This window comes from Kitasatospora sp. MAP5-34, from assembly GCF_029894335.1.
Classification (GTDB): Bacteria; Actinomycetota; Actinomycetes; order Streptomycetales; family Streptomycetaceae; genus Kitasatospora.
On the sequence record NZ_JARXZC010000029.1, the window covers coordinates 1 to 19515 of the forward strand.

At 70.7% G+C, this 19515-nt stretch carries 12 protein-coding genes; 7 read left to right on the forward strand and 5 right to left on the reverse strand.

The annotated features are described in order from the left end of the window. Positions 1-201: 201 nt before the first annotated feature. Both P3T29_RS22190 and P3T29_RS22195 read right to left on the reverse strand, forming a co-directional pair. Positions 202-957, reverse strand: a complete 756-nt coding sequence (locus P3T29_RS22190) for a nucleoside/nucleotide kinase family protein (RefSeq protein WP_280718319.1) — start codon at positions 955-957, stop codon at positions 202-204. 14 nt (positions 958-971) lie between these two features. Then, positions 972-1949, reverse strand: coding sequence for an LD-carboxypeptidase (locus P3T29_RS22195; protein WP_280718320.1), 978 nt, complete (start codon positions 1947-1949; stop codon positions 972-974). 406 nt (positions 1950-2355) lie between these two features. Here P3T29_RS22195 and P3T29_RS22200 point away from each other — a divergent pair, with 406 nt between their 5' ends. Both P3T29_RS22200 and P3T29_RS22205 read left to right on the forward strand, forming a co-directional pair. Then, the gene (locus P3T29_RS22200; RefSeq protein ID WP_280718321.1) at positions 2356-3204 is read left to right on the forward strand and encodes a hypothetical protein; all 849 of its coding nucleotides are present in this window, start codon (positions 2356-2358) and stop codon (positions 3202-3204) included. A 209-nt stretch (positions 3205-3413) separates the two neighbouring features. Beyond that, positions 3414-4307, forward strand: coding sequence for an ATP-grasp domain-containing protein (locus P3T29_RS22205; protein WP_280718322.1), 894 nt, complete (start codon positions 3414-3416; stop codon positions 4305-4307). 115 nt (positions 4308-4422) lie between these two features. On the opposite strand, the gene P3T29_RS22210 is transcribed toward P3T29_RS22205, so the two are convergent. Together P3T29_RS22210 and P3T29_RS22215 are read right to left on the reverse strand one after the other, a co-directional pair. Next, a complete protein-coding gene (locus tag P3T29_RS22210) occupies positions 4423-8175 on the reverse strand; it encodes an ABC transporter ATP-binding protein (RefSeq protein ID WP_280718391.1) in 3753 nt (1250 codons plus the stop codon). A gap of 429 nt (positions 8176-8604) precedes the next feature. Next, the gene (locus tag P3T29_RS22215; RefSeq protein ID WP_280718323.1) at positions 8605-9312 is read right to left on the reverse strand and encodes a TetR/AcrR family transcriptional regulator; all 708 of its coding nucleotides are present in this window, start codon (positions 9310-9312) and stop codon (positions 8605-8607) included. A 127-nt stretch (positions 9313-9439) separates the two neighbouring features. On the opposite strand from P3T29_RS22215, the gene P3T29_RS22220 reads away from it, so the two are divergent. The 4 genes from P3T29_RS22220 to P3T29_RS22235 all read left to right on the forward strand — a co-directional run bounded on the left by P3T29_RS22220 (position 9440) and on the right by P3T29_RS22235 (position 16076). Then, positions 9440-11215 carry a carboxyl transferase domain-containing protein gene (locus P3T29_RS22220; RefSeq protein ID WP_280718324.1) on the forward strand — a complete coding sequence of 592 codons (1776 nt, stop codon included), beginning with the start codon at positions 9440-9442 and terminating at the stop codon, positions 11213-11215. Positions 11216-11378: 163 nt separating this feature from the next. Continuing rightward, positions 11379-13679, forward strand: a complete 2301-nt coding sequence (locus P3T29_RS22225) for a biotin carboxylase N-terminal domain-containing protein (protein ID WP_280718326.1) — start codon at positions 11379-11381, stop codon at positions 13677-13679. A 71-nt stretch (positions 13680-13750) separates the two neighbouring features. Further along, the gene (locus tag P3T29_RS22230) at positions 13751-14704 is read left to right on the forward strand and encodes a hydroxymethylglutaryl-CoA lyase (RefSeq protein WP_280718392.1); all 954 of its coding nucleotides are present in this window, start codon (positions 13751-13753) and stop codon (positions 14702-14704) included. Positions 14705-14885: 181 nt separating this feature from the next. Continuing rightward, on the forward strand, positions 14886-16076 hold the full coding sequence (locus P3T29_RS22235) for an acyl-CoA dehydrogenase family protein (RefSeq protein ID WP_280718327.1): 1191 nt from the start codon (positions 14886-14888) through the stop codon (positions 16074-16076). Between the two features lie 197 nt (positions 16077-16273). Here the strand turns inward: P3T29_RS22235 and P3T29_RS22240 are convergent, their stop codons facing one another. Beyond that, positions 16274-16801: a universal stress protein gene (locus P3T29_RS22240; protein ID WP_280718328.1), complete on the reverse strand. Its 528-nt coding sequence runs from the start codon at positions 16799-16801 to the stop codon at positions 16274-16276. 746 nt (positions 16802-17547) lie between these two features. Between P3T29_RS22240 and P3T29_RS22245 the strand changes: the two genes are divergently transcribed. Then, positions 17548-18315: an HAD family hydrolase gene (locus P3T29_RS22245; protein WP_280718329.1), complete on the forward strand. Its 768-nt coding sequence runs from the start codon at positions 17548-17550 to the stop codon at positions 18313-18315. The last annotated feature ends 1200 nt before the right edge of the window (positions 18316-19515 follow it).

A 19515-nucleotide genomic window follows, 5' to 3' on the forward strand; every position in this document is an offset into this window, starting at 1 on the left:
GTTTCATTCGCCGTGCTGCGCTTTCCGACGTCCCAAACTTTAGCCGAACCCCGCTCCATAAAGCGAATCCAGCCGCAATCCATATAAACGCGCACAACAACCAGCCCGTACGAATACGGGAAGAGCGAAGTGGTGGTTCAGAGGATTGGCCGCCCCGGGACCGTCCGCGCGAATGCGTGTCCGGTGCTCCCTGCCGAGCGACTAGTGAACACTACGCCCATCCACAGCCACAGGCAAATCCCCGGCCCGGACCACCCGGGTACACACCGCCCGAGCCGACTTCACGTACTCGCCGTTCAGGTGGTCGTTCGAAGCGATGCGCCTCCGTGCCGTGGCCGCGTCCTGTCCTCCAATGGTGTGGCGCCGCAGCAGCCGCTCCTCGCGAACGGCGTCCTCGGTGTCCACGTACCAGAGTTCGCGCAGCAGTCCGCGGGCCTCCGGCCAGGGGGCGTCTGCGTTCGCCAGGTAGTTGCCCTCGGTGATCACCAGGCGGGTGTGCGGTCGGATGACGTGGCGTGCGGCGACCGGCTCGTCGAGTGTGCGGTCGAAATCCGGGGCGTAGACATCGTGGAAGCGCTCGTTCACGACTCGGCGCAGCAGGGCGACGTAACCCCAGGCGTCGAAACTCGGTGGGGCACCCTTGCGTGAGCGCAGGCCCAGGCGATCGAGCTGGGTGTTGGAGAAGTGGAAGCCATCCAGCGGGAGGTAGGCGGCGGTGCCCGGGCCCTCCCGGCAGTCGATCTCGGTGACCAAGTAGTGGGCGAGGGTCGACTTTCCGGCGCCCGGCGGGCCGGTCAGGCCCAGGATGGTCCGTCCCGAGCCGGCTCCCCGGCCGTGCAGCAGCTCGACCGCCCGGGTGAGCAGTGCACCCGGTCCGCTGGTCGGCTCGGCGGCGAATGGGGGCGCGGGTGAGGTGACGGTATCGGGGTGGTGGGTGGTGGGTCCGTCCGCATGCATGGGGCGCACCCTACTCAGGACTCGCCGGATTCGGCAGGCGGCATTTCGTCGCAGAGCGCCGGCACGTCCAAGGTCAGCGCGCCGGCCGTCGAGTCGAGGGTGGCGGGGACCCCCAGGGGAACGGTGAGAGTCGAGGGGCCATGGCCGAAGCCGAGTTCCCAGAGGACCGGCACCCCGAGCGGGGAGAGTCGTTCGAACATCACGTCACGGACCCGCTCCAGGCGGCCGCACCCGTTCCAGGAGCCGAGGACGATGCCCGCCACGCCGTCGAGCGCGCCGGATCGGAGCAGCTGCGTGAGGATCCGGTCCAGTTGGTAGGGGTGTTCGTTGGTGTCTTCCAGTATGAGGAGCGTCCCCGCGAACGAGGCGCGGGCGGTGGGCGTGCCCCAGTCGGCGGCCAGAACGGAGGCGCAGCCGCCGGCGGTGAGACCGTGGGCCGTTCCGGGTATCAGCGGTGTGGCCGTGGCTGAGGTCAGGACGGTGGTGCCGGCCGGGTCGAAGAGGGTGCGGCGCAGGTGATCGGCCGTCCCCGCGTCGGCGACGAAGGAGGTGGTCGTGGCCATCGGCCCGTACAGCGTGGCCACCCCGAGCCGCTGCGCGACCGCCTCGTGCAGCACGGTGGCGTCGCTGAACCCGACCAGCACCTTGGGCGGACCGGCTCGGAGTGCGTCCCAGTCGATCAGCTCGGTCATGCGCTGGACACCGTAGCCGCCTCTGGCGCAGATGACGGCCGCGATGGAGGGGTCGAGCCAGGCGCGCTGGAAGTCCGCAGCGCGGGCGGCATCGCTGCCCGCGAGATAGCGGAGGTCGGGGTGGATGTCACGGAGGTGACTGCCCGGTACGACGTCCAGCCCCCAGGAGCGGAGGATGCTGGTGCCGACCGCCAGGCGGTCGGGGTCGGCGGGACCACTCGGGGCGACCACTGCCACCCGGTCGCCGGGAACGAGACGGCGCGGGCGGCGGAGCATCTGGTGGGGCTGGATCTGAGCCATCGGCAGCTGCCTCCTGACGGGTATTCGGCTGCTCACGTTATCCCCGCTCGGCCAGGGAGCCGATCGTCCTCCGGGGGCCTCCTCGGTAAGGAACGGTCCGGCGGAGGTGGGCGGCTTTTCGAGACGTGCAGCAGGAGCCGCTGTCAGGTCCGGCCGGGTCCGGGCCTCGGCCGAAGCGGTGGTCGGAGCGTGCCCGACCCGTGCTTGGCAAAGGCAGCCCCATGGGCTCGTCAGGCTTGAGTCACGGCCGCCATCGACGGTCCGGCACGAACGACCCTTTCACGCCATGGGCATTTGCCCGCCAGGTGGCGATCACGACGCTCTGTCATCCCGCACTCACCCCTTGGCCCATCGCGCACTAGTACGGGAGGATCATCCGAACAAACATCTCGGAGGGCCCGCACCGATGACCTCGCTCGACCAGACCGCGTTCGACGACTCCTCCAGGGAGCCGTCGTCGGCCGACCGTGGCGGGTTGGACGTCGAGGCGGCCACTGCGGCGAACCTGCTCACCGCGCTCGCCGCAAGGCTGCGCGCGGCGTACGAGCGTGGGGCGGACATCTCCGAGCTGGCTGCGGCGTCCCACCAGTCCACGGCGGAGGTCAGGCGGCTGCTGCAGCGAGCCGGGGTCAACGTCCCGGCCGATGACCAAAGGTGGGTGGACGGCCCCGGACGAGGGGACGGCCGGAGCTGGGCGGACGAGCAGGGCCGGGTGAACGAGCAGGGCCGGGCCGGAGCCCTCAAGCCACCGGGTAGACCGGCGCACGACTCGCAGCAGCCAAGACCGGTGCGGCGTCCGACGCCCTCCCGTCGGCTGAGCCGCCTGCACCCTCGAACCGAAGCGACCCCCACCGACCCACCTGCCCCGTCTGCCCCGTCTGCCCCAGCGACCCCACCGGAGCCGCTGCCCACGCAGCCAGGCGCTCGACAGCCGGTTCCCCCGCCGCCGTCGCAGACCCCGATGGGCATCCTGATCGGCGCCTCGCCGACCTACTCGGAACCGCCGGCCCAGCCGGAGGACAGACATCCGCGCCGCGTGCCCGCCCGGGTCGTACGGGTGGGCCGAGGTACCAGTCTGGTCGTACTGCCGTCCTGGCGGGCCGCCATCGCGGTCTCCGTGCCGACCGACCTGCTCGTGAGAGCGACCGGGCTGAGCGCCGACCGGCTCGCGGGCGCCCAGCTGTCCGCGCTGATGAATCCCGACGCCCTGCACGACCGTGAACTCGACCTGCACGATTGGCAGTCGGAGCCGTAGATCCCCGGGTCGCGCGGCTGATCCGGCGAAGGATGACGAAGCGTCGGCCCGACATCACTGTTCCCCGACAAGTTGACGATTACGCGCGAAAGCCCGACCTGGCCGAGTTCCGTCGGAGTACGCACCGGCCGACCCCGGCAGAACTCGTCGTTGTCGCACCACCGCGTTGTTCGCGCCGTCGGGCCGGCCCCTCGTCCTAGGCTGGCCTCATGCCCGCACCCGTGATCCTGCTGCCGACAGATCCGCTCGCACCCCGCCGGCCCGACCCGCACTACGTCTGGGAGGCGCAGCAGATCAACGAGTTGGGTGGCGAGTACGCCCTGGTGGACCATGACGCGCTGCTGGCCGGCGACACCGCCCGGGCGGTCCGGCGCGTGCCGCACGGGAGTGGGCCGCTCTGGTACCGGGGCTGGATGATTCCGGTGCCCGCGTACGGCGCGCTCGCCGAGGCGCTCGCCACGCGCGGCTGCACGCTGCTGACAACGCCGTCCTCGTACGCGAACGCGCACGAACTCCCGGGCTGGTACGCCGTGTTCGAGGGAGCGACCCCACCGAGCGCCTGGATTCCCGGTAGTTGGATCCCGGGGGACGCGCCGGACGCCGGCGCCCTGGCGGCGGGCGCGCGCGTGCTGGGCGGGCAGGGCCCCGCGATCGTGAAGGACTACGTGAAGTCCCGTAAACACGAGTGGGCCGAGGCCTGTTACGTACCCGAGCTGGGTGATCTGCCCGCCCTGACCCGGGTGGTGAGTCGGTTCGTCGAGCTTCAGGGCGAGTTCATGACCGGGGGTGTGGTGTTGCGCCGGTTCGAGGAGTTCGTGCGGGACGAGGACGGGCGGGCGGTCGAGTCCCGGGTGTGGTGGGTCGACGGTGAGCCCGTCCTCGTCGGCCCGCACCCCGACCACCCCGACGCCGACCCCGAGCCGGAGTTGGCGGAGATCAGCCCCCTGGTACGGACGCTGGGCTGCCGGTTCATCACCACCGACCTCGCCCAACGCGCCGACGGCCAGGGCTGGCGGGTGGTCGAGGTCGGCGACGGCCAGGTGAGCGACCTGCCGCGCGGGATCGACGCGTCGGCCTTGCTGGCCTCGCTCATCGCCGCGTAGCGGCTCCGCCGGGTAGCCGGTGGGGCGCAGGGGACGGCGCGAAGCGGGAGAGTGCGGCTCGTCCCCTCCCGCTTCGCGCCGTCCCCTGGGATACCCGATCCTGATGGGCAGAGTCTCAGCCGCGCACCGGGTCGGGCTCGGCGTGGCGGTCGGCGATGAACGCCTGCCAGAGCCTGGCGTACGCTCCGCCGCGCGCCAGCAGTTCGTCGTGCCGGCCGTCCTCCACCACCCGGCCGTGGTCCAGGACCACGACCCGGTCGGCCCGCTGTGCCGTGGTGAGGCGGTGGGCGATGACCAGGGTCGTCCGGCCGCCGGCCAGCCGGTCCGCCGCGTGGTTGACGGCGGCTTCCGTCGCCAGGTCGAGCGCGGCGGTGGCCTCGTCCAGGAGCAGCAGATCCGGGTCGACCAGCTCGGCGCGGGCCAGGGCGATGAGCTGGCGCTGCCCGGCAGAAAGGTTCCGCCCCCGGCTGGTGACCTCGTGCCGGTAGCCGCCGGACAGGCGGACGATCATCTCGTGCGCCCCCACCGCCCGGGCCGCCGCCTCGACCTCGGCGTCGGTGGCCGTCGGACGTCCGTACGCGATCGCGTCACGCACGGTGCCGGCGAACAGGTACGCCTCCTGCGGGACGACCCCGAGCCGGTGCCGGTACTCGGCGAGGCCGTAGCGGGTGATGTCGGTGCCGTCGATGCGGACGGTACCGCCGGTGGCGTCGTAGAACCGGGCGACCAGCTTGACCAGCGTGGACTTGCCCGCGCCGGTCTCGCCGACCAGGGCGACGGTCTGGCCCTGTGGTATGTGCAGGTCGATCCCGGACAGCACCTCCGGGTTCCCCTCGCCGCCACCGTTGTAGGCGAAGCTGACGTTCTCGAACCGGACCTCGCCGCGCAGCCGCTCCACCTTCACCGGGTCGTCCGTGTCCGGCGTGCTGGTCGGCGTGCGCAGCAGCTCACGGATCCGCCCGAGGCCGACGGAAGCCTGCTGGTAGCCGTCGAAGATCTGCGAGAGCTGGTTGACCGGGGCGAAGAAGAGGTCGATGTAGAGCAGGTAGGCGACCAGCGCGCCGATGGTGAGCGTGCCCGAGTCCACCCGGGAGGCACCCACGATCAGCACCAGCGCGGCAGCCACGCTGGAGAGGAACTGCACGAACGGGAAGTACATCGATATGTAGAGCTGCGCCCGGACGCGGGCGTCGCGGTACTCGACGCCACGGGCGACGAACCGGGCGGTGTTGATGTCCTGGCGGCGGAACGCCTGGACGATCCGCATGCCCGCCACGTTCTCCTGCAGGTCGGCGTTGACCGTACTGATCAGGTCGCGGGAGATCTGGTACTGGGTGGTCGACTTCCGGCGGAACACCAGCGTGGCGACGACCAGCAGCGGCAGCACCGCGAACACCACCAGTGCCAACCCCGCGTCGATCACCAGCAGCGCCCCGAAGATCCCGACGAAGGTCAGCAGACTGACCACCGCGGTGACCACGCCGGTCTGCAGGAAGCTGGAGATCGAGTCGACGTCGGTGGTCATCCGGGTCATGATCCGGCCCGAGAGCTCGCGCTCGTAGTAGTCCAGACCGAGGCGGTTCAGGTGGGCGAAGATCTTCAGGCGCAGCGTGTAGAGCACGCGCTCACCGGTCCGACCGCTCACCCGGGTCTCGGCGCTCTGGACCAGCCAGTCGAGCGCGACCACGACGAGCGCGGCCAGCGCGGCGACGGCCACACCCGAGAACGCCGCCTTGCTGACACCGTCGTCGATGCCGTGCCGGATCAGCACCGGTATCGCGAGGCCGGCCGCCGCGTCGAGCGCGAGCAGGAGCAGAGCCAGCAGCAGCGGGCGGCGGAACGGGGTCAGCAGCCGGCGGAGGCTGAAGTCCGGATCGCCCGCTTCCGCGTCGGCGAGCGGGATGTCCGGGGTGTCGGTGGCCGCCGGGAGGGCCGCCACCTTGGCGAGCAGGTCCGGGGCGGCGGCCTTGGCCTCGGGGGCCGACGGGGCCGTGGGGACGGGCGCCGGGGCGGGCTCGAGTTCGAGCCCGGGGGCGGCGGTCCGGGCCGGTTGCCGGATGCCCGCGTCAGGGTCGGTGATCAGCGCCCGGTACTGCGGGCATCGGGCCTCGAGCTCCTCGTGTGTGCCGATGTCGATCAACCGGCCGCGCTCCAGTACGGCGATCCGGTCGGCCAGCTGGAGTGTGGAACGCCGGTGCGCGATGAGGAGAGTGGTCCGGCCGGCCATCACGCTGCGCAGCGCCTCGTGGATCTCCGCCTCCACCTGCGGGTCCACGGCGGAGGTCGCGTCGTCGAGCAGCAGGATCCGGGGGTCGCTGAGAATCGCCCGGGCGAGGGCGATGCGCTGGCGCTGGCCGCCGGAGAGCGTCAGGCCCTGCTCGCCGACCTTGGTCCGGTAGCCGTCCGGGAGGTCGCGGATGAAGCCGTCGGCCTGCGCCGCCCGGGCGGCGGCGTGGATCTGCTCCTCGGTCGCGTCCGGCCGCCCGTAGGCGATGTTGGTGCTGACGGTCTCGGAGAAGAGGAAACTGTCCTCCGGGACGATGCCGACGGCCGCGCGCAGCGAGTCGAGCGTCAGATCGCGCAGGTCGTGGCCGTACGCCCGGACTCTGCCGGCCACCGGGTCGTAGAACCTGGGGACGAGCTGCGCGACCGTCGACTTGCCCGAGCCCGAACCGCCGACCAGCGCCAGCGTCTCTCCCTCGGCGAGCGACAGGCTCAGCCCTTCCAGGACGAGTCCATGCCCGTCCGCAGCGCTCTCGTACCGGAAGTCGACGCCGTCGAACTCGAGCGCCGGGATGTCCACGCCTACCGAAGAAGCGGTGGCGGCTTCAGCCGGGGAAGCGGTGGTGGCGGTGGTGGCGGCTTCAGCCGGGGAAGCGGTGGTGGCGGTGGTGGCGGCGAGGTCGATCGCGTCGGTGCGTTCCCGTACCAGCGGCTCCTGGTCGACGAGCTCGAGTACCCGCTCGACTCCGGCCCTGGCCTGCTGGCCGACCGTGATCAGCATGGTGAGCATCCGCACCGGGCCGGTCAGCTGTGCCACGTAGGTGGAGAAGGCCACGAAGGTGCCGAGCGACACGTCCCCGCGCACCGCAAGCCAACCGCCGAGCGCGAGCACTGCGACCTGTCCGAGCGCGGGGATCGCCTGCATGGCGGGGGTGTAGCGGCTGTTGAGCCGGATCGAACGGAGCCGCGAGCCGTACAGGTTGCGCGAGGCTTGTTCGAGTTTGGCGCGCTCCTGTGCCTCCTGGCCGAAGCCCTTGACCACCCGGACCCCGCCGACGGCGCCGTCCACCACGCCCGCCACGACTGCGGCCTCCTGCTGAGCTGCCCAGGTCGCTGGGAACAGCCGCTTGCGGCTGAGTGTCGCGACCCACCAGAGGGCGGGGCCCATGACCAGGGCGACCAGGGTCAGCGGGGGCGACAGCCAGAGCATTACCAGGGCCGACATGCCGAACATCAGGAAGTTGCCGGTCATCATCGGGAGCATCGACAGCAGCCCGTTGATCAACTGCAGGTCGGAGGTGGCGCGTCCGACCACCTGGCCGGTGTCCAGACTGTCCTGGCGGGCGCCGTCCAGGCGGGTCAGTGACCGGAAGAGGTCGGTGCGCATGTCCTGCTGGACGTCCAGTGCCAGCTGCCCGCCGTAGTAACGGCGGATCTGGGTGCAGAGGAAGACGAGAGCGGCAGCCAGCAGGAGCGCCACGGCCCACGGTGTGAGCGGGCGCGTGTGGGTGGTGATGACGTCATCGATGATCAATTTGGTGATCAGCGGGACGATCGCAGTGATCGCCATGCCGACGAGTGAGGCGCCGAAGGAGAGTAGAACGTTTCTTCGGTACCGCCAGCAGTAGCCCGCGAGCCGACTCAGCCACCCGCGCTCCGACGTCGGACCCGCTCCCGGGCGCGTACCCGCTCCCGAGGGCGCAGCCGCTCCTGGGCCGCGCGTGGGACTCGGCGCGGGGGCGGTCGTCGCCGGCCGGGATGCCGAGGCGAGGCCGGAAGGGTCGCTGGGGGCGTTGCCACCACGGGAAAGCTCCGCAGTGGATACGTGAGTCTCAGGCATATTTAGGGATACTAACCATTCTGTCGAGTTGTCGTCCATCGTGATTCGACGGGCGTGCCACAGACTCGAACGGCACACGACCGAGCCGGCTTCCCGACCCGACCAGCCTGACTCGTCGGGCTGGTATTCCGCACCGGACCATGGGCCGGGCCGCTTACCCCCTTGGACCTACTCCCCCGGCCGCAGCCCCGCAGTCCCGCAACCGCGCGACCGCGCGACCCCGCGACCCTGGGATCAGTCGGAGGCCGAGCTGACGGAGTCCGAGGACGAAGGGGCAGCGGGGGCAGCGGAGCCGGGAGCAGTGGCAGTGGCAGTGGCAGTCGCCGCTGCGGCCGTGAACGCGCCCTGTGCCAGGCCGTGCAACAACGAGGCCATGGCGTCGCGCGGCAGCCCGCCCTTGTCGCCGGCGGTCGGCTGTGGAGCGGCACTGTGCGGGGTCGAGTTGATCAGCCCGAAGACCGCGTGCACCGAGGCCCGGGCGAACGGAGCCGCCTCAGGCGTCGCCAGAGCCGGGAAGGCCTCACGGACGACCTCGACCCACAGCTCCACGTAGCGGCGCTGGAGCCGTCGCACATGACGACGGTCCTCCTCCTTGAGATGTAGCAGCTCCCGGTCGTGCAGGATGATCAGATCCTGGTCGTCGAGCGCGAACTCGACGTGCCCGCCGATCAGCGCGTCGAGCGCACCGGCCGCGCTACCGGCGTCGCCGACCCGGCGTCGCCCCTCCTCCAGCAGGCGCTCGCTGATGCCGACCAGCAGGTCCGCCAGCATCGCGTCCTTGCCCGGGAAGTGCCGGTAGAGGCCGGGTCCGCTTATACCGACGGCCTTGCCGATCTCGTCCACCCCTACTCCCAGGAAGCCCCGGGCCGCGAACAGCCGGGCCGCCTCCTTCCGGATCTGGTCGCGGCGTGGGATCGCGGAGACAGCTTGGTCGTTCGACATGATGCACATCGTAGACAGTCGGGTTATCGAGCGTTAACCTGAGCGCGAGAGTTAACGCTCACTAACTTGGGTGCGGACCTACCTGTCCGCCTACCCGGATGGCTCCGAGGGCAAGGGAGCTCTTGAGATGGCCCCCTCATTCGTTGGACCGACCGTCAGGCCGATAACCGGTCCGACGGCGGGTTCGTCCGGCCACTCTTCCGGTGGCCCGTTCAGCGGCTCGCTCGGCGGCTCGTTCGCCGATCCGGCCGACGACCCGGTCGCACAGACCGGCGCCGCCGCTGCCGCACCCGCGCCCCGGCTGGAGAGCGCGGCCGACCCCGGCACGGCCGCGTACCGCGCGAACACCGCCGCACACCAGGCGCTGGTCGCGGAGCTTCGGGAGAAGCTCGCGGCCGCCGCGCTGGGTGGCGGCGCCAAGGCCCGGGCCCGGCACACCTCGCGCGGCAAGCTGCTGCCGCGCGAACGGGTGGACACCCTGCTCGACCCGTCCTCCCCCTTCCTGGAGCTCAGCCCGCTGGCGGCCGACGGCCTCTACGCCGGCGCGGCACCGGCGGCCGGCGTGATCGCCGGTATCGGGCGGGTGGCCGGCCGAGAGGTCGTGGTGGTCGCGAACGACGCCACCGTCAAGGGCGGCACGTACTACCCCATGACCGTCAAGAAGCACCTCCGGGCGCAGGAGGTGGCGCTGGAGAACCGGCTGCCCTGCCTCTACCTGGTGGACTCGGGTGGCGCCTTCCTCCCGATGCAGGACGAGGTCTTCCCCGACCGCGACCACTTCGGGCGGATCTTCTACAACCAGGCGCGGCTGTCCGCCGCCGGGATCCCGCAGATCGCGGCGGTACTCGGCTCGTGCACGGCCGGCGGCGCCTACGTCCCGGCCATGAGCGACCAGGCGGTGATCGTCCGTAACCAGGGCACCATCTTCCTGGGCGGCCCACCGCTGGTGAAGGCCGCCACCGGCGAGGTCGTCACGGCGGAGGAGCTGGGCGGCGGCGACCTGCACTCCCGCATCTCGGGCGTGACGGACCACCTCGCCGAGGACGACGCGCACGCGTTGTCGATCGTCCGCACGATCGTCTCCGGGCTCGGACCGCGTACGGCCACGCCGTGGCCGCTCTCCCCGGCCGAGCCTCCTGCGGTCGACCCGGCGGGGTTGTACGGGGCGGTACCCGTCGACCCGCGCACGCCGTACGACGTCCGCGAGGTGATCGCCCGCCTGGTCGACGGCTCCCGGTTCGCCGAGTTCAAGGCGGAGTACGGCGCGACGCTGGTCACCGGCTTCGCCAGGATCCACGGACACCCGGTCGGCATCGTCGCCAACAACGGCGTGCTGTTCGCCGAGTCCGCCCAGAAGGGCGCCCACTTCATCGAGTTGTGCGATCAGCGCGGCATTCCGCTGCTCTTCCTGCAGAACATCACCGGCTTCATGGTCGGACGGCAGTACGAGGCGGGCGGCATCGCCAAGCACGGCGCCAAGATGGTGACAGCCGTCGCCTGCACCCGGGTGCCCAAGCTGACGGTGGTGATCGGCGGCTCGTACGGGGCCGGCAACTACTCGATGTGCGGGCGGGCGTACTCACCTCGCTTCCTGTGGATGTGGCCCGGGGCGAAGATCTCGGTCATGGGTGGCGAGCAGGCGGCCTCCGTCCTGGCCACCGTGCGCCGGGACCAGCTGGAGGGGCAGGGCGAGGAGTGGTCCGCCGATGCGGAGGACCAGTTCAAGCGGCCCGTCCGGGAGCAGTACGAACGCCAGGGCAACGCCTACTACGCGACCGCCCGACTGTGGGACGACGGCGTGATCGACCCGCTGGACACCCGGACCGTCCTCGGCCTGGCCCTCTCCACCTGCGCCAACGCCCCACTCGCCGAGCCGAAGCCGTACGGCGTCTTCCGGATGTGAGCCGGCGGGGCTCGCCCCTGTGCCGCGCTCACGTTCGGCGATCCGCCCCTGCCCCGGCTGAGCCCTGCTGTCACACGTCGGCGGGCTCGCTCTGCCATCCGCACTCCCGTGCGCGGCTCCCCTCGACTCCCTCGACTCCCCTCGACCCGGAGGAACACCTCCCATGTTCGACACTGTTCTGGTCGCCAACCGAGGCGAGATCGCGGTACGGGTGATCCGGACCCTCCGGCAACTCGGTGTCCGGTCGGTCGCCGTCCACAGCGACGCGGACGCTGACGCACCGCACGTCCGTGAGGCCGATCTGGCCGTACGCCTCGGTCCGCCCGGGCACAGCGACAGCTCGGCGGCCGAGACCTACCTGCGTACCGACCTGATCCTGGCGGCCGCCCGCCGCGCCGGTGCGCAGGCCGTCCACCCCGGCTACGGCTTCCTTGCCGAGAACTCGGCCTTCGCCCGGGCCTGCACCGAGGCCGGCCTGACCTTCATCGGCCCACCGCCCACGGCGGTGGAGCTGATGGGGGACAAGATCAACGCGAAGGCAGCCGTACGCACCGCCGGGGTGCCCGTCGTGCCGGGCAGCCAGGGCGACGCCCCGACCGACGCCGACCTGACGGCGGCGGCCGCCGCGATCGGTTACCCGGTTCTCCTCAAGCCGTCGGCGGGTGGTGGTGGTAAGGGGATGCGGCTGGTCCGCGACGCGGCCGATCTGCCGTCCGAGCTGGCTGCCGCCCGGCGGGTCGCCCGTACCTCCTTCGGGGACGACACGCTGCTGCTCGAGCGGTGGGTCGACCAACCCCGGCACATCGAGGTCCAGATCCTGGCCGACACCCACGGCAGGACCGTCCACCTCGGCGAGCGCGAGTGCAGCCTCCAGCGCCGGCACCAGAAACTGATCGAAGAGGCACCCTCCGTCCTGTTGAACGCGGAGACCCGCGCCGCGATGGGCGCCGCAGCCGTCCGCGCGGCCGAGGCCTGCGGCTACACCGGGGCCGGCACGGTGGAGTTCATCGTGCCGGGCATCGACCCCTCCGGGCCCACTCCCGAAGGTGTCCTGGACTTCTTCTTCATGGAGATGAACACCCGCCTCCAGGTGGAACACCCCGTCACCGAGCTGGCCATCGCGGTGGGCGCCGACACCCCGCACCCGCAACGGCTGGACCTCGTCGAATGGCAGCTCCGGATCGCGGCCGGCGAAGCCCTCCCGTTCGCCCAGTCGGACATCTCCTTCCTGGGCCACGCGATCGAGGCCCGGATCTGCGCCGAGGACCCGGACCGGGAGTTCCTGCCCACCGGCGGCCAGATCCTCTTCCTCGACGAGCCGCACGGCACCGACGTCCGCGTGGACTCAGGTGTCGCCGCCGGCACCGAGATCGGCAGCCTGTACGACCCCATGCTGGCGAAGGTCATCGCGTACGGGCCCGACCGCCCGACCGCGCTGCGCCGCCTCCGGGCCGCCCTCGCGGACACCCGGATCCTCGGCGTGACCACCAATACCGGTTTCCTCCGGCGGTTGCTCGCCCACCCGGACGTCGTCGCCGGCCGACTCGACACCGGCCTGGTCGAGCGGACCACCGAACAACACCCCGAATTGCTGGCCTCCCCGTACGCCCCGACCGCGAGCACTGCACCGGCTGCGAGCACTGCGCCTGCTGCGAGCACCGAGACGACCGCCACGGCTGACGTCGAGACTGCACCTCCGTCCGTCGGCTTGGACGTTCCCAGGTCGGAAACGCTCTACTACGCCGCCGCCCTGACACGGCAGCTGGCCCTGGCCCCGACCGTCGCCGCCAACGGCTGGACCGACCCGTTCTCCGTACCGTCCGGCTGGCGGCTGGGCGGCGAAGCCGCCTGGACCACCCACCGGCTCCGCCTGCCGGGCCGCGACCCGGTCACCGTTCTCGTCCGACCTGTTGCTGTCGGCAACGTATCGGAAGCCACTGACAATTCCTCAGCCAGCACCCCTGAGCTGCAGGTTCGCCTGGCTGACGGCCCGATTCGGACTGCTCGGGCCACCCGGACCGCAGGTCGTCTGCACCTCACCGTCGACGGCCTGCAGACCACGTTCGCACAGGCCACCGACAACAGCGCCTCCGCGGGCCCGGTGACCTGGCTCGGGATCGACGGCGACGCCTGGGCGGTACACACGTACGACCCGGTCGCCGACCGGACGTCCGCCGGAACCGCCCACCACGGCGCGCTCACCGCACCGATGCCGGGCACCGTGACGGTGGTCAAGGCCAGCCTCGGTGAGCTGGTCAAGCGTGGTCAGGCCCTACTCGTCCTGGAGGCGATGAAGATGGAACACGTCATCACCGCGCCGCACGACGGCACGGTCACCGAACTGCGGGCCACCGCCGGCGGGACGGTGGCGATGGACGAAGTACTGGCCGTCGTAACGCCCGGCGAGGAGCCGACCGCTGACGGTACGTCGGCCGAGGTCGCATCCGCCCAGGTCGCGTCATGACCGCCGCCGCGCAGGAGCCGAGGAGCCAGGAGTCGGCCACCCAGCAGTCGGCCGGCCACGAGCCGGATGCCCTGGAGCTGGGGCTGCCCGAGCCCGTACCGGCACCGGATCTGCCCGCGCAGGTGCGGATCCACGAGGTCGGGCCGCGTGACGGCCTGCAGAACGAGAGCTCGCTCGTCCCCGTCGAGGTGAAGGCGGAGTTCATCGCCAGGCTCGCGGCGGCCGGGCTGCGCACGGTCGAGGCGACCAGTTTCGTCCACCCGAAGTGGGTGCCGCAGCTCGCCGACGCGGAGCAGCTGATGCCGCACCTGACCGGCCTCACCGCCGAGTACCCCGGTCTCCGGCTGCCGGTCCTGGTACCCAACGAGCGCGGCCTCGACCGGGCGCTCGCGCACGGCGTCACCGACATCGCGGTCTTCGCCAGCGCCACCGAAACCTTCGCCCGGCGCAACCTCAACCGTTCCGCCGACGAGGTGCTGGAGATGTTCCGGCCCGTCGTACGACGGGCGGCCGAAGCGGGCGTCCCGACTCGCGGCTACCTCTCGATGTGCTTCGGCGACCCGTGGGAGGGCCCGGTACCGCTCTCCCAGGTGATCGGCTTCGGGGTTCGGTTGCTGGAGCTGGGCTGCACCGAGCTGAGCCTCGGCGACACCATCGGGGTGGCCACCGCCGGCCAGGTCACCGCGCTGCTCCAGGGCTTCGCCCGGGCGGGTGTGCCGACCGACCGCCTCGCCGTCCACTTCCACGACACCTACGGCCAGGCGCTGGCCAACACCCTGGCGGCCCTGCGCTGCGGGGTGACCACCGTGGACGCATCGGCGGGCGGCCTGGGCGGCTGCCCGTACGCCAAGAGCGCCACCGGCAATCTCGCCACCGAGGACCTGGTCTGGATGCTGCACGGCCTGGGCATCCGGACCGGGGTCGACCTGCGGGCCCTGGTCGCCACCAGCGGCTGGATGGCGCGGCAGCTCGGCCGCCCCAGCCCCTCCCGGGCGGTCCAGGCGCTGCTCGGCGAGCCCGCCTGACCTGTCCGTTCCGGGTTCGCGGTCGCCCGGGCGGGCCGGTGGGCGGCCCGCCCGGTCCGTTCCGCCGCCGGTCGCTGCTTTCCCGGCCGCTGTTTCTGCCAGCCCCCGCCCTTTCCCGCCCTTCCCCCCGCCTTTCCCACGTGAGCGTCGGCCCTGCGGGCCTCGACCGAGGAGGATCACCATGCTTGACCACCGCTTGGACCAGGAGCACGAGGAACTGCGCCGCACCGTGGCCGAGTTCGCCCAGGACGTGATCGCGCCGAAGATCGGCGAGTTCTACGAGCAGGGGGAGTTCCCGTACGAGATCATCCGTGAAATGGGGCGGATGGGCCTGTTCGGGCTTCCGTTCCCGGAGGAGTACGGCGGTATGGGCGGCGACTACTTCGCGCTCTGTCTCGTGCTGGAGGAACTGGCCCGGGTCGACTCCTCGGTCGCCATCACCCTGGAGGCTGCCGTCTCACTGGGCGCGATGCCGATCTACCGGTTCGGCACGGAGGAGCAGAAGCGCGAGTGGCTGCCCCGGCTGACCTCGGGCGAGATGCTGGGCGCCTTCGGCCTGACCGAGCCCGAGGGCGGCTCGGACGCCGGCGCGACCCGAACCACGGCCCGCTACGACGAGGCCACCGACGAGTGGGTGATCAACGGCACGAAGTGCTTCATCACCAACTCGGGCACGGAAATCACCGGTCTGGTCACGGTGACGGCCCTGACCGAACCGATCGCTCGTTCGAGTGAAGGTGGCTCAGATCTCTCGCCAACTCGGGAGATCTCCTCCATCATCGTGCCTACCGGAACACCGGGCTTCACCGTCTCGAAGAAGTACTCCAAGGTCGGGTGGAACGCCTCCGACACCCGCGAACTCTCGTTCACCGAATGCCGCGTCCCTGCGGCCAACCTCCTCGGTACGCGTGGCCGCGGCTACGCCCAATTCCTGCGAATCCTCGACGAAGGCCGTATCGCCATCGCGGCCCTGGCCACCGGCCTGGCCCAGGGTTGCGTCGACCAGTCCATCGACTACGCCGGTACACGGCGCGCCTTCGGGCGGGCGATCGGCGCCAACCAGGTGATCCAGTTCAAGCTTGCCGACATGGAGATGCGCGCCCACACCTCCCGCCTCGCCTGGCGGGACGCCGCCTCCCGGCTGCTGCACTCCGAGCCCTTCAAGAAGGAGGCCGCCATCGCCAAGCTGTTCTCCTCCGAGGCCGCCGTCGACAACGCCCGTGAGGCCACCCAGATCCACGGCGGGTACGGCTTCATGAACGAGTTCCCGGTCGCCCGATTCTGGCGCGACTGCAAGATTCTGGAGATCGGGGAGGGTACGTCCGAGGTTCAGCGGATGCTCATCGCAAGGGAGTTGGGTGTGACGTCCTGACGCGCAGCTCCCCTCCAGCGGCGCCCTCATTCGCCGACCGTTCCAATTCCCCGTCTGCTACGACTCCCTGACCGTTCGCGAGGACCGTCGTATCGCGAGGACACGTGCCCCTCGCGATACGTCGTGCGGCCGCCCGTACGGGGACGCCGTGCGGGGACGCCGTGCGGCGCGTCGTGCACCCCGCCGATGCCACCGCGTCAGGGGATGACGATGACCGGTCGGTTGGCCCGGCGCGCCAACCGACCCGACACCGAACCGAACAGCTTCCCCAGGATGCCGTGGGTGCTGCCGACCACGATCGCGTCCGCCGCGTACTCCCGGCCGACTTCCTCGATCTCGTAACAGATGTCCCCGCCACGCTCCACCAGGATCCACGGCACACCCGTGAGGTAGTCGGCACAGGCCAGTTCCAGGCCGAGGATCTCCGTCCGGTGATCCGGAAGATCGACGAAGACCGGAGGTTCGCAGCCCGCCCAGACCGTGGTCGGCAGCCGGTTGGCCACATGGACGATCACCAAGCCGCAGTGGGAGCGGCGAGCCATACCGACCGCGTACGCCAAGGCCCGCTCGCTCGACAACGACCCGTCGAACCCGACCACTACACCGTGCTGGAAGGTCGGATCACAGGGCCGCAGCTGCTGCCCCTGAAGCGCCGGATCACCGGCCCCGCCGACCTCACCAGCCCCGCCCTGCCGACCGATCGCCGACCCCGCACCTTCCGTCACGACACCCTCCGCGCGCTCTTCTCTGCTCTCGCCTCTCCGCTGTCGTGGCCTGGGCCAGCCACCGCGGACGACGTTCCGAACGAAGACGACGGCGGACCGCCGACCTGCCGGCTCCCCAGGAGAAGTCTCATAGGCCGGCCTCGCAACGTGTGCGCCGACAGATCTGGGGCGCTCAAAACCAACCATGGCTCAAAGCTCTTCGAGTGAGATGGGCCGACAGGAAAGGACGAAGCTGCCCAAGCAGCAGGCCCACCCGCGACACCGAGCCGCTCTCTGCCGAACACCACCGAATGTGACCTGCTTCCTTTCAGAGTACGACGGGGGCGGCTCGCAGCCCAGCAGTAGAGCCTTGAAACGGCAAGGATCCCGCTAACGGAGGACGCGTGCGCCACAGCTTTCGCGCCCCCGTCGCAGCGGCCGTACGCCCACTCGCCGAGGAGGTTCCCTGGAGCTTTGCCGACGCGTCCATTTCACGCAACAGGACAACCACACAACGTGATCGGACTGTCATAGACGGTCCTGCCGACCCTTCTGCGGGCCCATAGCTCCCACAGCTCCTGCATACCGTTCCTTCTCGCCTTGCCTGTGCGCCCGCACCGGTCCCACGCTTCGCCCGGCCCCTGCGCGCCGCATCAGCTACATCCGCCACATCCGTGACGCTCCGCTTTCGGCCAGTTCGGTGCAGTCCGGACCTGTTATTGGCAAATGCCTCATGCATAGGCCCACCCGCTGGCACCATGCAGCGCATGCCGCTGCTCCTGTTCGACCTCGACAACACCCTCCTGCCCCGGGACGCCGCGTACCTCGCCTGGGCACAGGACTTCCTGGAGGACCACCACCTGCCGGCCGACGACGTCAACTGGTTCGCCACCATCGACGGTGGCGGCTACGTACCGCGCAGCACGGTACTGGGCGCCGCCAAGCATCGGTACGGCCTCGACCACTCGCTGGAGTTCCTCCTCGCGCACTACCGGCGAGGCATCAACTCCCATATCCACTGTCCGCCTTCACACATCGCGGCGTTGCGCTCGGCCCGGGCAGCCGGGTGGACCCTCGGCATCGTCAGCAACGGCGGCACCCGGCCCCAGTTGGAGAAGATCCGTCGCACCGGTCTTGTCCCGTTGGTGGACGGTTGGGTCATCTCGGAAGAAGCCAGATACCTGAAACCGGATCCTCGGATCTTCGAGATCGCCGCACAGCGCTGCGGAGTCCAGCTGACGCGTGACTGGACGTCACACGCATGGATGGTCGGCGACCACGCGCCGGCCGACATCGCGGGAGCGGAGGTGGCCGGCCTCCGCAGCGTCTGGCTCCACCACGGCCGCCCCTGGGTCGAGCCGAGCTATCGGCCGACCCTCAGCGCGACCGGCCTGCCCGAGGCGGTCGGACTCGTCCTGACCGCACGCAATGCTCCGACGCTCCGGCCACGCTCGCACGCCGGAGTCCGCCCGCAGCTTCCCTCGTTCGCCATTGCCCCCGTCGACACCTCCAGCGTCGGCGTGGCCACTTCCTGAGCCTCCACCCCCCGGCGCTGGAACTCGGCCGTAGTCCCCGCGGCTGCCTCCTTCGCCCTTCGCCCTCGCCCTTCACCTTCACCAGCGCTGGTGCGACGCCGTCCTGACCTACCGCCAGCGGCCGCCTCAGGTCAGCTCGACGCGCCCACCAGCGAGTCAGCCCCTGCTCCGGGCAACCCCGACCTGCGGCAGAGCGGTTCTCCGAGCAGCGTGGGCTTCCGCCCGCTCGGCGCTTCCGCCTCTCAGTGCTCCGGCATCGACCGACCAGCAGGTGGAGTCGGCGGGACGGCCGCAGTGGCGTTGGCCTGTTCGAGCCGGCTGCGCTGCCCAGTGAGCCGACCCTGACTGCGGGGTCCGATGACACCCCGAGCGCCTTCGGCACTGCGTAGCGGGGCTCACGCGGGCGCGCGTCCGTACCGCGTGCGCCCTCTCATGAACCGCCCATTTTCAGTCAATCTCGCATCACCCTTGTCCCGTTGGGGAAAGCTGCAGCCCAGACCACCCGGTGGGGCATACGGCGTCGCGCCGCTCTCGGGCAGGCCGTGCGACAACAAGCCACCGTTGCACAGGCCCCCTTCCCAGAGGGGTCGACGGGTGCCACGCTTCGTGATCGAATGCATCACGCCAAATTGCCATGTCGACATAGCGTCGGATGGTGAACTTGTCACAACGGCAACGGTCAAACCCAGTAGATTCGATCTTGGCGAGCAGCGCGGCACCACCACACCACACCACCGAGGGGGCTGGAGCGCCTTGAGCAGGGTGAGCAGGAGCGACACGGGTCCTGACGACGGCCAGTCACCGACCGGCCCCACAGTCCGGGTTTCCAGAAGCGCCGAGCCCGCCCCGGTCTCCCCGGCCGCTGCGGCTCGTCGATCGTCGGAGCCCAGGCAGTCGCCCCGACCGGTCAGCCAACTGCTCATCAACTCGCCATCCGGACAGTCGGCTTCCCTGTCCTACGCGCAGACCGCAGGACAGCAGACGACCGGTCAGACGCCCTGTCAGGCCACCATGATTCAGAGTCAGCACCAAAACCAGAGTCAGCATCAGTACCAAGGCCAGGGCCAGGGCCAGGGCCAGTCGCCCGGCCAGTGGGGCCAGCAGGCTCCCGGTCAGTTCTCGGGTCAGCACAGCCTCCCGTCGACCTCCCCGAGCGGGGCCACCGTACTGGGAGGGCAGAGTGGCGGTCCGTCAGCCGGA

Excerpts from the sequence above, each read along its gene's own strand:
- P3T29_RS22190 (WP_280718319.1), bottom strand. The coding sequence starts at position 957 with ATGCATGCGGACGGACCCACCACCCACCACCCCGATACCGTCACCTCA.
- P3T29_RS22195 (WP_280718320.1), bottom strand. The coding sequence starts at position 1,949 with ATGGCTCAGATCCAGCCCCACCAGATGCTCCGCCGCCCGCGCCGTCTC.
- P3T29_RS22200 (WP_280718321.1), top strand. The coding sequence starts at position 2,356 with ATGACCTCGCTCGACCAGACCGCGTTCGACGACTCCTCCAGGGAGCCG.
- P3T29_RS22205 (WP_280718322.1), top strand. The coding sequence starts at position 3,414 with ATGCCCGCACCCGTGATCCTGCTGCCGACAGATCCGCTCGCACCCCGC.
- P3T29_RS22215 (WP_280718323.1), bottom strand. The coding sequence starts at position 9,312 with ATGTCGAACGACCAAGCTGTCTCCGCGATCCCACGCCGCGACCAGATC.
- P3T29_RS22220 (WP_280718324.1), top strand. The coding sequence starts at position 9,440 with ATGGCCCCCTCATTCGTTGGACCGACCGTCAGGCCGATAACCGGTCCG.
- P3T29_RS22225 (WP_280718326.1), top strand. The coding sequence starts at position 11,379 with ATGTTCGACACTGTTCTGGTCGCCAACCGAGGCGAGATCGCGGTACGG.
- P3T29_RS22235 (WP_280718327.1), top strand. The coding sequence starts at position 14,886 with ATGCTTGACCACCGCTTGGACCAGGAGCACGAGGAACTGCGCCGCACC.
- P3T29_RS22245 (WP_280718329.1), top strand. The coding sequence starts at position 17,548 with ATGCCGCTGCTCCTGTTCGACCTCGACAACACCCTCCTGCCCCGGGAC.